The following is a 14,059-nucleotide window of genomic DNA, read 5'->3' as shown; positions in this document are numbered from 1 at the left end:
TTTTCATTCGTAAAGAACATCAATATACTTCCCGTCCAGAACATCCTTCAGGTATTGGCCATACTGATTCTTCTTCATACTCTCGTAAACCGCCAGTACCTCATCGCCTGATATCCAGCCGTTTAAATAGGCGATCTCTTCCAGGCAGGCGATTTTCCGGTGCTGGTGGCTCTCCACTGTTTTTACAAAGTTTGTCGCATCCACCAGGCTTTCATGGGTGCCGGTATCCAGCCATGTGAAGCCCTGCCCCAGCAGTTCCACATTAAGAAGTCCTTCCTCTAAATAAATCCGGTTCAGATCTGTGATTTCCAGTTCTCCCCTCCCGCTCGGCTTTAGCTGTCCGGCATAATCCACCACCCTGTTGTCATAAAAGTACAGGCCAGTAACACAGTAGTTGCTTTTTGGTTGTTTTGGCTTTTCTTCGATCGAGACTGCTTTTCCATCTCTGTCAAACTCCACTATTCCAAAGCGCTCCGGATCGTCTACGTAATAGCCGAATACCGTTGCCCCTTTGCCTTTTTCCGCATTACGGACTGCGTTTTTCAATCTTTTTTTCAATCCGTGGCCGGCAAAAATGTTATCACCTAAAACCATCGCAACTGTGTCATTTCCTATAAAATCTGCGCCAATCAAAAATGCCTGGGCCAGTCCGTCCGGGGATGCCTGAACTGCATATTTCAGATTCAGTCCAAAGGCCTTTCCATCTCCCAGCAGCTCCTGAAAGCGGGGCGTATCCTGCGGTGTGGAAATAATCAGGATTTCCCGGATGCCTGCCTCCATCAGCACGGACATCGGATAATAAATCATCGGCTTGTCGTAAATCGGCAGCAATTGTTTAGAAGTTACTTTCGTCAGCGGGTAAAGGCGGGTACCGGAACCTCCGGCAAGAATAATCCCTTTCATCAGTTTTCTTCTGTCCTTCCGTTTATTTCATCTATATTTAATTCCGCGGGCAACACTCACTATTAAATATCCATTTCCTATTCTAATGAGTGTCCCCGTGGAAATCAGGCGCTCGTATTCCTTACCTAAAACCGGGAAGCTGCCCCAAAAATGGCAGGGGCAGTCCCTCAGCTTCACTCACGAATGTTTATTTCTTATAAACAATTGTAAATGGGGTTGTTCCGCTTAAAGTAACGGAAATTTCTTTTGTTGCATAATTAATGCTGGACGGTGCCATCAGTTCCCAAGTATGTGTTGCCTGATTGTAGTACAGGATCTGAACATCGTTCAGTCCCTCTACCAGGTTTGGAACATACATCGTTACTGTGGTGGAGCCGCTGACAACTGCTGCCTGTACCGGCGCCAAAGGAACATAACCAACCATGTTGTTAGTTCCAATTGTACGGTACAGAGGTTCTACTCCGGCATTGATGGTATTAATCTCTTCGATTACGTCCCAGGCAAATCCGGCATTCTCATAAACAGCCCGATCCGTGCTGAACGCAACTGAACTGCCTGCAGTGCCGGTAGGAGCTGCACCGTTATTCAGTTCGCCACTGATCATTGATTGTGTCGAACTGCTCATGTTGTCACGAGACGGTGAAGGCGTAGACGGCATACTGCCGGCTGCCAGAGATGTAAACGGCTGAGCCATCAGGACAGCAGCGGTTAACACTCCTGCTAATTTCCTCTTCATGTCACATCACCCTTCCTTTCTTTTTAGTTTTATCAATAAATAGCATTTGCTAGTTATTGCCGTAAGGCATTTGCATCATCCGAGTTCTGTCAGATTTCCTTGTAGAACAGTTCTATGATGATTCGTTTCAATTCATCCAGGTCCGGATAATACTCATCAAAATTAATTGTTTCCACTGCCTGGCCCGGTATTGTCAAAAAATCTTTATCTCCCAGCTCCTGCTGGCTGTTCAGGACCGCCATCCCCATATCGAGGTACTGGTCTTTCGCCATATTGGTAACCATATGGTTCTCTATGGCATTGACAAGTCTTGTTATCAGACCACTGTCTTTTTCCGACTCTTTTTTGACCGTTTCAAAGTAGGCCTGTATATACTGCTGCTGCCTGTCCATTCTGCTCAGAGCCGTCTGCGGCTTCGTAATATCGCGGTAACGTACAAATAATTCTGCCTGACTGCCGTTTAGGTGTACGACACTCCCTTTTTTCAGCAGCGGGTCTTTTACTTCCAACCCATCCTCTTCTATCGTGACGGTAACTCCTCCCACCTCGTCATTTAAGAGGGGGATGGAACTAACATTCATTGCAAGATATCCGTCCAGACGGATTCCAAAGCATAAATCCGAGACAGCGGCCGCGAGAAGCTCACAGCTTTTCTCTCTGCCGTCTCCATAGGCAAATGCAAGGGTAAGGTGCTGAACATCTTTACCCAGCTCATTGCCCATTAAATCAAAAAGCGTTATCTCCGTCATCGTGTCCCGGGGAATCATTAAAATCCTGACCGTATCTCTGGCCATATCCTGCGCCACAAGAAAAAGGCCGTCCGCCTGCCCCGCTACTCCGGACGCGGTTTGCTGCTGCATATCCCCGCTCGTATCCACGCCAATACAGAGAATCGCGCGAATTGAAGTGTTTCTTCTGTATTTTTTTCCGTCCAGTTCAATTATTCCGTTTGACGGCGTCCCGGCAAGTCCGGAGGCTTTGGCTGCATTCCCGGCCTCTGTCAATCGCCGCGCTTTCTCCTGTGCATAGTAACGGTATGACAACATAAAAATGGCAGCGGCCGCACAAAACACCGCCAATACAACCGGCCATTTGCTTATTGCTTTTCGTTTTTCCCGGATTTGTTTTTTACTATCCGGCGCTTCCTTTTCAGCCGGGCCGTTCTTAATGTCACTCATCTTTCATTTTTCTCCATGACGGCTTTCTGCCGCAGCCTTGTATTTTGGTAACCGTTCAGCCATGATGTATTCCGCGAGGTGTTTTCGCTGTTTTTTGCGAAAATCCCGAGTTGTGCGGCGCGATGCGATGAAAAATGAACTTTTCACCACTATCCAACGACGTTTTTTGCCGTTTCTGTGCATCATTTGTTACGGTTTAGCCGAAGGCTGAACTGTAACATATTTTTAAAGCTCTGTGCGTCTTAATGCTCGCTGCTATACTCTTTTCCATAATATTTCCCGTATTTTCCGTAATAATAGTAACTGTTTTGTCTGACGTCCACTTTATTTAACACCGCACCCAAAATCCGGCATCCGCTCTTTTCCAACTGGCCTTTCACTTTTTGCAGAAGGCGGTGGCTGATATTGCCGCTCTCAATAACCAGTATGGCTCCGTCACAGTTCCGGCTTATAATCGCGCCATCAATCAGGTTTCCCATCGGAGGCGTATCGATTATGACATAATCAAAATTCTCCCTTGCCCAGGCAACTAATTTATCGAAAAGGGGTTCTGCCAACAGCTCTGCCGGGTTCGGAGAATAGGGACCGGAAAAAATCATGGTCAAATTAGGCAGATTCGTTTTATAAACTACCTCTTCCAATTTTTTCTGGCCGCTCAGGTATTGGGACAGCCCGTCAACTCTCCGGTCCAATTGGTATCGTGTGACAAGGATCGATTTGCGGATATCGGCGTCAATCAGAAGAACCTTCTTATCCAGCTGTGCCAGCGAGGCCGCTAAATGAAAAGTGGTCTCGCTCTTTCCCTCTCCGGGAACAGAACTTGTAAGCATAACAACCTGAATACCTGTGCCTGAAAACTGGATATTCGTACGAAGTGTTTTCATCGCCTCATTGTACTGATAATCTTCTATTGCCGTTCTTTTTAAAAAGACTTCGTTATCCATTTATCTGCTCCTCCTCTTTTGGCCCTTTTACTTCTTTCCTGATTTCTTCCTTCCTGGTTTCTCCCTTACCCGGCTCTTTCGGTGATTTATGTTTTTCTTTTTTCTTGCCCTTCTCTCTCTTTTTGGGAATAACAGCCAATACAGGGATACTCAGGTATCTTTCAACATCTTCCTCACTCTTGACGGTGTCACTAAAGACAACACGGACCGCTATCAAGGCACAGATTAAAAATACCGCCAGGATTCCTCCAAGTAGTGCATTTCTCTTTATGCTGGGGCTGTAGGGCTCCGATGCCACCACACCGTCCTCAATCATTTTCGGCGGTACCATTTCCATGATTTCCCCAATGTAGTCGGAAGCGGTATTTGCGATATCATCCACGATCTGCTTAGCCATATACGGATTCTCATCACGCACCGTTAAAGACAGGATTCGCGTATTCTGCGGATTCTCCACCGTCAGCTTTCCGGCCAATTCTTTGTAAGAATAGTCTAATTTGAGATGGTTAATGACACCCTCCATAACCGGCCGGCTGCTGACCAAAACCTTGTAGTCCTGTGTAAGCTGACTGCCGATTTGAAGATCTGCCAGAGAAGTCAAAGTTGTCTCCTTCGATAATATGTAAAGCTTCGCTTCTGATTTATATTGCGGGGTGATTAGAAATGCGCTGCCGGCGCCGGCAATGCCGATTCCGAGAAACAGGGCCACAAGAATCAGCCATAACCTTTTTTTCAGCTCAAACAGCAGTTCCCGGAGATCAATCTCTATCTCTTCTTTGTCTTCTGTGTACATCTTTTCCATTTTCCAGATTCCTTTTCTTTTTTATATTAATCTTATCTATTTCCATCAAGCAGGAATTAGCTTACTAAAACAGTTCCCCATTCAGGAGTTTCTTTGGCTGATAATAGGTCAGCCGCTCAAAAGTCTCCCTTCTGCAGTCCTTTAGCAGCCAGTCAACTGCTTTCTTTATTTCAGGCGGCCTGTAGTCCAGCCGGTGCATATCGGAACCCAAAAGATGAACATTTCCTTTTTTCACTGCTTTTCTGCACCAGATACGATCAACCGGATGGTTGATTCCCGACAGGCTGCTGTAATTCATCTGCATATAAGCTCCTGCCTGAATCAGTTCTTCAATGCAGCCGCTTTTCCTCAGACAGGTGAAGCGTTCAATATGAGCGAGTACCGGAATATAACCGGCCAGAGTCAGCTGGCGTACGGCCTGATAGATCTCTTTATATGAAACAGTAGTTGAAAACTCTATCAGAACATATCTTGTACCCCCCAGCGATAAGGCCCTTCCGGACTGCAGCGCTTCCACAATACCATCGTGGTAGAATAGTTCTTCGCCGGAATAGATTGTTAAATCCGGGGCAATTTCGCCTGCCATTTTTTTTACTTTTTCTAAGGCGTCCAGAATCTGGCCTGCGCTCATTTTATTATGTCTGTGCAGATAATGAGGCGTGGCAATCACACTGCGTATTCCCTGTGCATATGCTTCTTTCAGCATAAACCGGGTTTCCCCCAGATATCTGGAACCGTCATCTGCTTTGGGGATAATATGGGCATGGACATCGATTATCCCGTTTACTGGCTGCAACATAGATACACTCCCTACATTAATAGTGTCAGGTGAAATAACATAATATTGATATGTTTTTATGGACAACAACATAATATAGATTATGTTGAGAAAGAAACCACATAATATAGATTATGTCGTGGGGATTTGGGATTTTTTTATTGCTGCGTGAATAGAATAATGAAATTTTTTTATAGAGTTTTGAAATATGGGATTTTCACAGACAGGAGATGGGATTTTTTGTAAATAATGGAGTTATTTGTATTTTTAGATACTTCATTTGGGGGAGCAAAATAAAAAACAACTGGTGATAATATTGCATTATCGATAGGTTATTGGTATAATATGGAAATTAAGGGTAATGTTATGAAAAGTGAAATATATTAAATTAATAATTAATTTAGATTTTTTTAATTTTCTAATAGACGTTTTAGATTTTTAGGTGTATAATACGACATAATCTATATTATGTTGTAAATAAGAAGCTTTATCAGCATTTATTCTAATTGCTTTCTTATAGCAGGAGTTTCATTCGATCAATTTGCCGCCTGTGCTCTTCCCCCGATGATATGATATAAATCCTTGTTGTGTTGATACTGCTGTGTCCCAGTAGGTCGGCCAGCTTCGAGATGTCTTTTTCCATCTTGTAATAGGTCTTTGCGAAAAGATGGCGGAGGTTATGGGGAAAGACTTTGTTTTCTTTCACATGCGCTATCTTACATAGGTTTTTCATCTCCCGCCATACATTACTGCGGTTAATCGGGTTGCCCTGCTTGGTTATGAATATGGGACCCTGGCGGATGTGCTGCTTCTTAATATAGGTTAACAGCATCATCTTTAGCTTATGGGGAATGAAAATTTGCCGGCTCTTGCCTTTGCAGTTTACTTCGGCCACGCCGCTTTGCGCCGCTCGGACGGTAATACATTCCAGTTCGCTTATCCGGATTCCTGTACTGCAGATGGTCTGGATTATTAAGGAGAGGCGGTCTTTCTGCAATTCCTGCGCGGCTTTTATGAGGCGATAGTACTCTTCTTTTGAAAGTTCCTTTTCCTCTGGGCAGTAAACCCGGCGTTGTTGTTTGATTTGCTTGACTTTGCATTCGTAGAGACCGGCAAAATCGAAATAGTGATTCAGTGAGGCCAGCATGGAGTTGATACTGGCGGTGGCGTATTGCTGTTTTAGTTCCTCTTTGTAGGTTATGACCAGTTCCTTGGTGATGGGGCGACCGGCGGTGTAGGTGAGGAATTTCTGGAGGTCGCGGAGGTATTTGGTGATGGTGGTGGGGGATTTTTCTTCACCTATTAAATAATGATAATAGGTGGTTAATCCGGGAATAGATATCGAGTTAGTCTCTGGAAACATCATTTCAGCCCTTTCTTATAAATTACGAAGTATAAATAAATCTACAGTTAGTTTTGATATAATCTTCTGTTTATTATACACATAAATTTCTGTAAGCACATATTCATTAAATTGGTTAAAGAGGTGGCTCTCGACAACGGATTGGTTGGCTCTCGCGAGGCAGTATATTCATCCAAAAATAAATCGGTTTGATTTGATAATAGTATTTAGAAATTTGTCAACCCAATTTCAAGTTACAAAAAAACGACATTTAAAGGTTCTTTTATATGTTACAGTTGGACTAAACAAAAGAACCAACATCCATTTGTTGCCATGCAACAAAAATAAACACTATTAACCTACAAATATAAAAGGAATAATCCTTATAAACCATAAATGAGAGCAGTACTCCGAACGTTATTCCTAAAGCTATCGTTTCCCCAGATACCCCACAAAATTCTGTTTATTCTCTAATGGAGTAGTCGTTGGTCTTCCAAGATCTCCCCTGGCACCGATTGCACACTTTACCTCAATCAGTCGCAATTCGTTCCCATTCTTTGCCTTCAGAAGTTCTATATCGAGAGTATCATAATCTGCAACACTTACTGCATATGGATAACCGCAGGCTTTTGCAATAGCTGCAAGATCAATTTTCGCCGCTGCAGTAGGCATACCGCCAACCGTTTCATGCGCGCCATTGTTAATGATAATATGAACCATATTCTCAGGATGATTAGCTCCGAGAACTGCCAGCGCTCCCATATGCATCAAAACAGCGCCGTCGCCGTCAATACACCAAACTTTTGTATTAGTTTTATTGAGTGCAATGCCAAGAGCAATAGACGAACTATGGCCCATAGACCCAACCGTCAAAAAATCATATTTGTGGCTTTGTCCATTTGTTTCACGAATCTCAAATAATTCACGGCTCGCCTTTCCTGTTGTTGAAACGATCGTGTCTTCTCCTGTAATCCGGACAATATGTTGAATAATTTGTTCACGTATCATCGTATTTTTATTTTCATATTTCACCGCAGTTTCATAAGACAGCGCACCTTTACAAACTACAAAAGCCACGCTCTGCCCCTTATCCAGTCCTATTCTGAATTTTTTCATTGCATCACGAAGTTCTTCTTCCGTCGTATTTTTCCCTACAATAAAAGAGTCGATTCCCATATCATCCAGCAATTTTAGGGTCACCTCACCTTGATAGATATGTTGCGGTTCATCATGAACTCCAGGTTCTCCGCGCCACCCAATTACAAAAACAACCGGGATTGCATACACTTTCTCGTTTAAAAGAGAAGCAGCAGGGTTAATTATATTACCTTCACCGGAATTTTGCATGTAAACTACCGGCACTTTGCCTGTCGCCATGTGATAGCCGGCGGCAAGTCCGGTACAGTTTCCCTCATTCGCTGCAATTATGTGGTGTTGCGGATCGATTCCATAGGTATTTACGAGATAATCGCAAAGGGCTTTTAATTGAGAATCAGGCACACCAGCATAAAAATCAGCGCCAATTATATTTACAAATGATTCAACTTTCATCTTCGATACTCCATTCTAGTTGATGTTTAAAATTAATTTGTACAGATAACGTAACGTTTCTTTATCCAATCTCACCGGATTATTCCTTAACCGTGCCGGATTCACCGATTCTGTAAGCACTTCAAGGTCACTTACATTTTTCATAATTGGAGCATCCATTCCCAGTTCTGCCAAAATAGACTGGTATCTGGTGAGTGCTTCTTCTATTGAGCCGCAGCCCATAGCACTTGCAGTTTCAAGAAACAAATCTTCAAGATAATCTTTTCCCCGCGGATCAATACATTTTTCCATATGTTGCGCCATATAGGGCCATAATGCCGCATTGCACAATGCTGCTGCATGTCCATGGGCGATTCCATAAAGGCTTGTAAGCTTATAGCACATCGCATGCCCGGCTGTCGTTTGAGTGATATTGATCGCCTTGCCTGCTATATTAGCGGCCTTTAACATTGCCGTGTTGCCAATCGCTTCATTGGCAAGATAAGCGTTTTTATATTTCATCATTAATTGGATTGCTTCACGCGAATACTGTTTACTTTCTTCTGTTGAATTCACGGACCAGAATGATTCTATTGAATGGCACAATGCATCCAGCATTGTAGATTTTTTTTGGTACAATGGCAATGTTTTCAAGACAGACGCATCCATTAAAACACAGGACGGAATACAGCTTTCGTCCGCAATCGACTGTTTTTCACCATTATAATAAATTACCGCATACCGTGTCGCCTCACTGCCTGAACCGGCCGTCGTTGGCAGTGCAATCAGATTAACATCATTGGGTGTAATTTTTTGTTCAATGTAATTAACAGATTCATCCATGTTAGAAAAAAGTTTAATACATTTTGCTACGTCCATTGCACTTCCGCCGCCTGCCGCCATGATGGTATCGCAATTATTCTGACGAAAAATTTTGACCCCTTCTACCACTGAATCATATGTTGGATTTGGTTTGTAATTACTAAATTTGACAATCTTTACCCCTATCCGTTTTTCAATTGTCTCAAAGCTTTTGCTAATGGCAAGAGAAGAAAATGATTCCCCACAAACTAAAAGCAACCTTTTTACACCAATCTTTTTTAAATAATAATCCAGTTCAGAATATACGCTGTCTGTCACTAATATTTCCTGTTTCTTCATTGCTTTCCTCCATCAGCTCTCTTCTGGAATCAATGTAATAATATCTTTAATCGACATACATATATCATCGCATTCTTTTGCCCTATGGTTTTCCAAAATTGTACGCGCCGCTTTCTGCATGGCAGGGAATCCCGTCCGCGTCAACTGATTTGCATAAATGACAACATTAACGCCGCGCGCTTTAAATTCTTCTTCCGTAACAGTATTAAAAGAGGTCGGAACCACAACTATGGGAACTTCCGGTTCCTGTGCACGGAATTTTTCCACAAACTCGAAAATTTCGTCGGGCTCCTTTTTACGACTGTGAATCATAATACCATCTGCCCCCGCTTTCACAAATGCAAATGCACGTGTAAGGGCATCGTTCATCCCGCGCTCCAAAATCAGACTTTCGATACGCGCCACTATCATAAAATCCTGCGTCTGTTTTGCCTGTTTACCAGCGGCAATTTTTGCGCTGAAATTTTCGATAGAATCTTGTGTCTGTTTCACTTCATTACCAAACAGAGAATTTTTCTTCATCCCTGTCTTATCTTCCACGATAATCATGGAAACTCCCATGCGTTCCAGCGTTTTTACAGTATAGACAAAGTGTTCTGTAAGTCCGCCGGTATCGCCGTCAAAAATAATGGGTTTTGTAGTTACTTCCATAATGTCATCAATTGTTCGAAAACGTGAAGTCATATCCACTAGTTCAATATCCGGTTTTCCTTTTGCGGTTGAGTCACACAGCGAGCTTACCCACATAGCGTCAAACTGATGGGCTTCCCCATTCTGATAAGCAGTTGTTTTCTCCACAATTAAGCCAGTCAAACCACTATGCGCCTCCATTGCAGTAATTGTGCCTTTCATTGCAATTGCTTTTTTCAGTCTTCCTCTTCGCACATCAGGCAGTGAGAGTTCCGCTCTCGCTCTATTTTCCAGCGCCTGATATTTTTCATCTGCAGAATAAGGAAACTCTACCAATTTTCCGCCATAAGTGGCCAGAACCGACACTACTTCATCACGAATTGGTTTTTGAAAACCGGTAACCCAATCATCCCCGTGCACAACGTAAGTTGGCTTATACTTTTCCAGGTTTTCTTTATAGCTTAATGTTTTCTGTTCCACTACCTGGTATACACCGGAAATATTCTCGAACAGCGCCTGTCGTTCCTCATAAGGTAAAAGGGGAAATCGCTTATAACTGATGACAGCCTCATCAGACAGTACGCCGACAATCAGTTTACCCAATTTTTCAGCTTTTTTAATAATAGAAATATGTCCGCTGTGAATCATATCGGTGGAAAAACACATGTATACGGTACGATTTGATATCTCTTTTACCTGTTTCGATACAACAGCCAAATCCTCCGGACTGTCAATCTCACTGCATAACTTATTTTCAACATCCAGCGCTTTAATCAAGCACCTTTCCGACACCTCATTAAATGCATTTTCCGCATAGCATTCCACACGATCACTCTCACAGAACGCCACGATATTAGAGAGCCATACTTTCCAGTCCTGCTTTTCAATTTTATACAGCGGTTGTGCTGTAACTGCTTCATTAAAAAATTCAATGCCAATATTGGAAATGTACCCGTTATGTATAACCGCTTTAAAATCTTTTTCAGGAAGAGGGAGTGTAGAACTAACCGCCATGCAGCTTCCCTCGTGGTTTACTACAGAATCAAGGACTGCACTTTCAAATACCAAATCGCCATGCATGAGTAAAATATCATCATCCAAATATTCTCTTGCGCAGTATATCGAATAGATATAATTGGTTTCTTTATACAGTTCATTCTTTACAAAAGTATAAGTCAACGGAAGTTCCAGACTTTGGCAATAGTTTACAAGTACACTGTCAAACAGACCCGTAGTTATAACAACCTCTGTGAGACCGGACTCAGCTATCATTTTTAGCTGCCGGCTTAAAATAGTATCTTTATTGGAAATCTCTGTCATGCATTTGGGATGCTCAGATGTCAATACTCCCATACGGCTGCCCATACCAGAATTTAAAATCAATACCTTCATAAAACCACACTCTTTCTATTCAAAATTTAGTACGCCGTCACAATTCTACTGCGACAGTTTTTTTTGAATTTGTTTATAAATGATCTCGTTGTTCTCTGCGTTATCATAACACATATATTTTCTACGCATCTGCCCGCGCAAATCCTGATGCCTGCGCGGATCTTTTAAATTCTTTTCTATATCTGAAATAAGCATTTCCTCATTGACTGCTACATCACCCGCTACAACCTCTTCCTTGGAAAAATACAGTCCCCTGTCATTATCACGGTAAAAATGATAATCATACAAATAGTATTGGACAGGTCGCTCCAACAATAGGTAGTCAAATGAAGCTCCAGAATAATCCGTTATCAATATATCTGCCGCCGCAAGTAAAGACTGCGCATCCCAATCTTTTAATATAAATACCTTCCCCAACATTTCTGTTTCTTTAGAATGCCGCTCCTGATTTACAAAATGTGCCTTTTCTACAATTACTGCATTATATTTCTCCAATATTTTTGTAAGTCTCCTGTTATCAGCCAAAGACGAGAAAGAGAAAGTATTTTCCCGCGTGTCCCGAAATGTAGGCATATAGGCAATTATTTTTGTATCACTATCCATGTCTATTTTTTCTGTTAATTCACTCCTCGATTTAATGTGAAATCTTTTATCGTATAATACAGTATTTCTTGGTTGCCCTGCTAAAATAAAATTCCTGTTTTTCGCTCCGAACGCACTTTGATAGCAGGGACGAAACACATCTGACGGAATTACATAGCAGTCACAGTTAAAAGCATAGTCATATAAATAGCAATAAATTAAAAAGGCACATCCCCGCAAATTACTACCGCTATGTCCGATTTTCTTCCACGGAATTCCATGCCAAAGATTTACTGTTACTGCATTTCCAAAAAAATTATTTCCTTTTGAAGAAAGATCCCTAAACCCTTGCCCAACAACCACAACACCTGCTTCTGAAATTATATGCTTTGCCTCTGCAGTATTCATTTCACATACTTTGATTTTATTGTTAAGTTTGGATGTATCTACTCCCTTATTTGCTATCCAAATAAGTTTAATTTCAGGATGGACTTCGGCTAGATAGTTTGCGAAATACATGCAGTTATCATTGCATTTTCTTCCAAACCACTCACCGAAAACCCAAATGTTTTTATTCGTTCTATTTCGTCTGCTGCTCACTTTAACTGCTATAGCGCTTAATAGGTTCCATATTTTCTCTGCTTTATTAGTTTGACTCATACCTGTATATCCGCCTTTCTACTCACGCTTTTCCAATAGCTGAAAGCACAGAATAATAATACTGCCAGCACCCCCAAACGAAATTCAATATACGAAACCAGAGTGACCGCGATAGCTGCGACTGTCACACATAACCCACCGCTCAAAAATAAACCAGACCACTTAAAGTAATGTACGTTACCGATTCTTGACGATATAAACGCATGAAATGCAAAATTCATACCATAGGTCACTGCTGTCGTGTACGCTGCTGCAACATACCCATACATGGGAATAAAAATACTATTAAGCACTATATTTATCATTGCAGCTACCACTGTACCCAATGCAATTAATTTGGTCTTTCCATAAAAATATTGAACCTGTACAGGTATTGTGTATAAAAAAGCAAAAAAGCCTCCCACAAGAATAGGTATCACACAATACTCCGCTCCGGTATATGAAGATGTGCCTAAAATAACAATTAATTCTGGTGAAACAAGCATAATTGATGATACAAACAAGGCTACCATAACTGCATACTGTGTCGCATGTTTTTGTATACTTCCAATCTCACCAATTTGGGCTTTTTCGAAAAACCACGGACTCCAAACATTTTCCAGCGAGGCTGTTGTGACTCCAACAATAGAATAGATGTTATAAGCAAAGCTGTATATTCCGGCCTGTGCCGCGCCGCAAATGCTATTTATCATGATTCGATCAAACTGATTTAATAATACCTGCGATATTCCATGCGGGATTAGAGGAACACTGTAGGCTAAAGCAAATCTCCAATAACGAAAATTAGTTGTTCTGTCTGCAGGCGGCCTTTTTTCTTTCCAAAAATACAAACAAATAAACACCGCTAAAAACAAAACAGGAATCACCGTTCCGACTATACGTCCTTCTGCAGGATGCCTGCTAAATACCGTCTTTATCAGCAGAATAGATAATCCAATATTGAACACGGCATTAAAACCTGCTGCCAGTAAATAGCTTTTATAACTGTAAGTAATACTTAAATACACATTAAAAATAGAAAGTATCGCGCTCCCCAGACAATGTAATATCAATAAATTATGTATCCAGTAGTCAAACCCCGTATATGCTGTTAAAGGTCTTTCAAACATCTTTATCAGAAGAAGCCAAGTCCCTGCGCTAACTAATAACAATACCATGCAGGAAGACACAAATTCGCCATAATCTTTCCCATATTTATATCTTGCATTTTTTTGACATGTATTAAGTGTAAAGCCCACACACATACAAAGAATACTTTCATAAGCAATATATGTATTATAAATACCATAGTTATCAGGGGATAAAAGACGTGCAAATATTGGAATTGAAAAAAACGTCAATCCCTTAATCATATAATTTCCAATCGTATAACCTAACCCAGCTTTTAAAATAGCATTACCGTTCTGCTTTATTTTCTTCAT

Annotated in this window: 12 protein-coding genes; all 12 read right to left on the bottom strand. The window is 41.7% G+C overall.

The window, feature by feature from the left end; all coding sequences use genetic code 11:
• Positions 1 to 3: 3 nt before the first annotated feature.
• On the bottom strand, positions 4 to 903 hold the full coding sequence (gene rfbA, locus CLOSYM_RS17695) for a glucose-1-phosphate thymidylyltransferase RfbA (RefSeq protein WP_003499774.1): 900 nt from the start codon (positions 901 to 903) through the stop codon (positions 4 to 6).
• Between the two features lie 187 nt (positions 904 to 1,090).
• A complete protein-coding gene (locus tag CLOSYM_RS17690) occupies positions 1,091 to 1,639 on the bottom strand; it encodes a hypothetical protein (protein WP_003499773.1) in 549 nt (182 codons plus the stop codon).
• Between the two features lie 89 nt (positions 1,640 to 1,728).
• Positions 1,729 to 2,817, bottom strand: coding sequence for an LCP family protein (locus tag CLOSYM_RS17685; protein WP_009296365.1), 1,089 nt, complete (start codon positions 2,815 to 2,817; stop codon positions 1,729 to 1,731).
• Positions 2,818 to 3,059: 242 nt separating this feature from the next.
• On the bottom strand, positions 3,060 to 3,761 hold the full coding sequence (locus CLOSYM_RS17680) for a CpsD/CapB family tyrosine-protein kinase (RefSeq protein ID WP_003499771.1): 702 nt from the start codon (positions 3,759 to 3,761) through the stop codon (positions 3,060 to 3,062).
• Complete coding sequence (locus CLOSYM_RS17675) at positions 3,754 to 4,563, bottom strand: YveK family protein (RefSeq protein ID WP_021643169.1); 810 nt, start codon at positions 4,561 to 4,563, stop codon at positions 3,754 to 3,756. The genes CLOSYM_RS17680 and CLOSYM_RS17675 overlap by 8 nt, the downstream gene beginning before the upstream one ends.
• Before the next feature lie 64 nt (positions 4,564 to 4,627).
• Positions 4,628 to 5,362: a CpsB/CapC family capsule biosynthesis tyrosine phosphatase gene (locus CLOSYM_RS17670; protein ID WP_021643168.1), complete on the bottom strand. Its 735-nt coding sequence runs from the start codon at positions 5,360 to 5,362 to the stop codon at positions 4,628 to 4,630.
• A 493-nt stretch (positions 5,363 to 5,855) separates the two neighbouring features.
• Entirely contained in the window at positions 5,856 to 6,707 is an 852-nt protein-coding gene (locus CLOSYM_RS17665) for a tyrosine-type recombinase/integrase (protein ID WP_021643167.1), read from the bottom strand.
• 405 nt (positions 6,708 to 7,112) lie between these two features.
• Positions 7,113 to 8,234: a phosphonopyruvate decarboxylase gene (gene aepY / locus CLOSYM_RS17660; RefSeq protein ID WP_021643166.1), complete on the bottom strand. Its 1,122-nt coding sequence runs from the start codon at positions 8,232 to 8,234 to the stop codon at positions 7,113 to 7,115.
• 15 nt (positions 8,235 to 8,249) lie between these two features.
• Positions 8,250 to 9,374, bottom strand: coding sequence for a phosphonoacetaldehyde reductase (locus CLOSYM_RS17655; RefSeq protein WP_021643165.1), 1,125 nt, complete (start codon positions 9,372 to 9,374; stop codon positions 8,250 to 8,252).
• 12 nt (positions 9,375 to 9,386) lie between these two features.
• Entirely contained in the window at positions 9,387 to 11,396 is a 2,010-nt protein-coding gene (gene aepX / locus CLOSYM_RS17650) for a phosphoenolpyruvate mutase (protein WP_021643164.1), read from the bottom strand.
• 45 nt (positions 11,397 to 11,441) lie between these two features.
• Positions 11,442 to 12,638, bottom strand: coding sequence for a CDP-glycerol--poly(glycerophosphate) glycerophosphotransferase (locus tag CLOSYM_RS17645; RefSeq protein WP_021643163.1), 1,197 nt, complete (start codon positions 12,636 to 12,638; stop codon positions 11,442 to 11,444).
• The gene (locus CLOSYM_RS17640; protein WP_021643162.1) at positions 12,635 to 14,059 is read right to left on the bottom strand and encodes an oligosaccharide flippase family protein; all 1,425 of its coding nucleotides are present in this window, start codon (positions 14,057 to 14,059) and stop codon (positions 12,635 to 12,637) included. Before CLOSYM_RS17640 ends, CLOSYM_RS17645 begins: the two co-directional genes overlap by 4 nt.

Origin of the sequence: [Clostridium] symbiosum ATCC 14940 (assembly GCF_000466485.1) — a bacterium.
Taxonomy (GTDB): Bacteria; Bacillota; Clostridia; order Lachnospirales; family Lachnospiraceae; genus Otoolea; species Otoolea symbiosa.
This window is presented reverse-complemented; position numbering and strand designations above follow the sequence as displayed.

Coding starts and splice junctions, on each gene's coding strand:
- rfbA (WP_003499774.1), bottom strand. CDS start 903: ATGAAAGGGATTATTCTTGCCGGAGGTTCCGGTACCCGCCTTTACCCG.
- CLOSYM_RS17690 (WP_003499773.1), bottom strand. CDS start 1,639: ATGAAGAGGAAATTAGCAGGAGTGTTAACCGCTGCTGTCCTGATGGCT.
- CLOSYM_RS17685 (WP_009296365.1), bottom strand. CDS start 2,817: ATGAGTGACATTAAGAACGGCCCGGCTGAAAAGGAAGCGCCGGATAGT.
- CLOSYM_RS17680 (WP_003499771.1), bottom strand. CDS start 3,761: ATGGATAACGAAGTCTTTTTAAAAAGAACGGCAATAGAAGATTATCAG.
- CLOSYM_RS17675 (WP_021643169.1), bottom strand. CDS start 4,563: ATGGAAAAGATGTACACAGAAGACAAAGAAGAGATAGAGATTGATCTC.
- CLOSYM_RS17670 (WP_021643168.1), bottom strand. CDS start 5,362: ATGTTGCAGCCAGTAAACGGGATAATCGATGTCCATGCCCATATTATC.
- CLOSYM_RS17665 (WP_021643167.1), bottom strand. CDS start 6,707: ATGATGTTTCCAGAGACTAACTCGATATCTATTCCCGGATTAACCACC.
- aepY (WP_021643166.1), bottom strand. CDS start 8,234: ATGAAAGTTGAATCATTTGTAAATATAATTGGCGCTGATTTTTATGCT.
- CLOSYM_RS17655 (WP_021643165.1), bottom strand. CDS start 9,374: ATGAAGAAACAGGAAATATTAGTGACAGACAGCGTATATTCTGAACTG.
- aepX (WP_021643164.1), bottom strand. CDS start 11,396: ATGAAGGTATTGATTTTAAATTCTGGTATGGGCAGCCGTATGGGAGTA.
- CLOSYM_RS17645 (WP_021643163.1), bottom strand. CDS start 12,638: ATGAGTCAAACTAATAAAGCAGAGAAAATATGGAACCTATTAAGCGCT.
- CLOSYM_RS17640 (WP_021643162.1), bottom strand. CDS start 14,059: ATGAAGAAAATAAAGCAGAACGGTAATGCTATTTTAAAAGCTGGGTTA.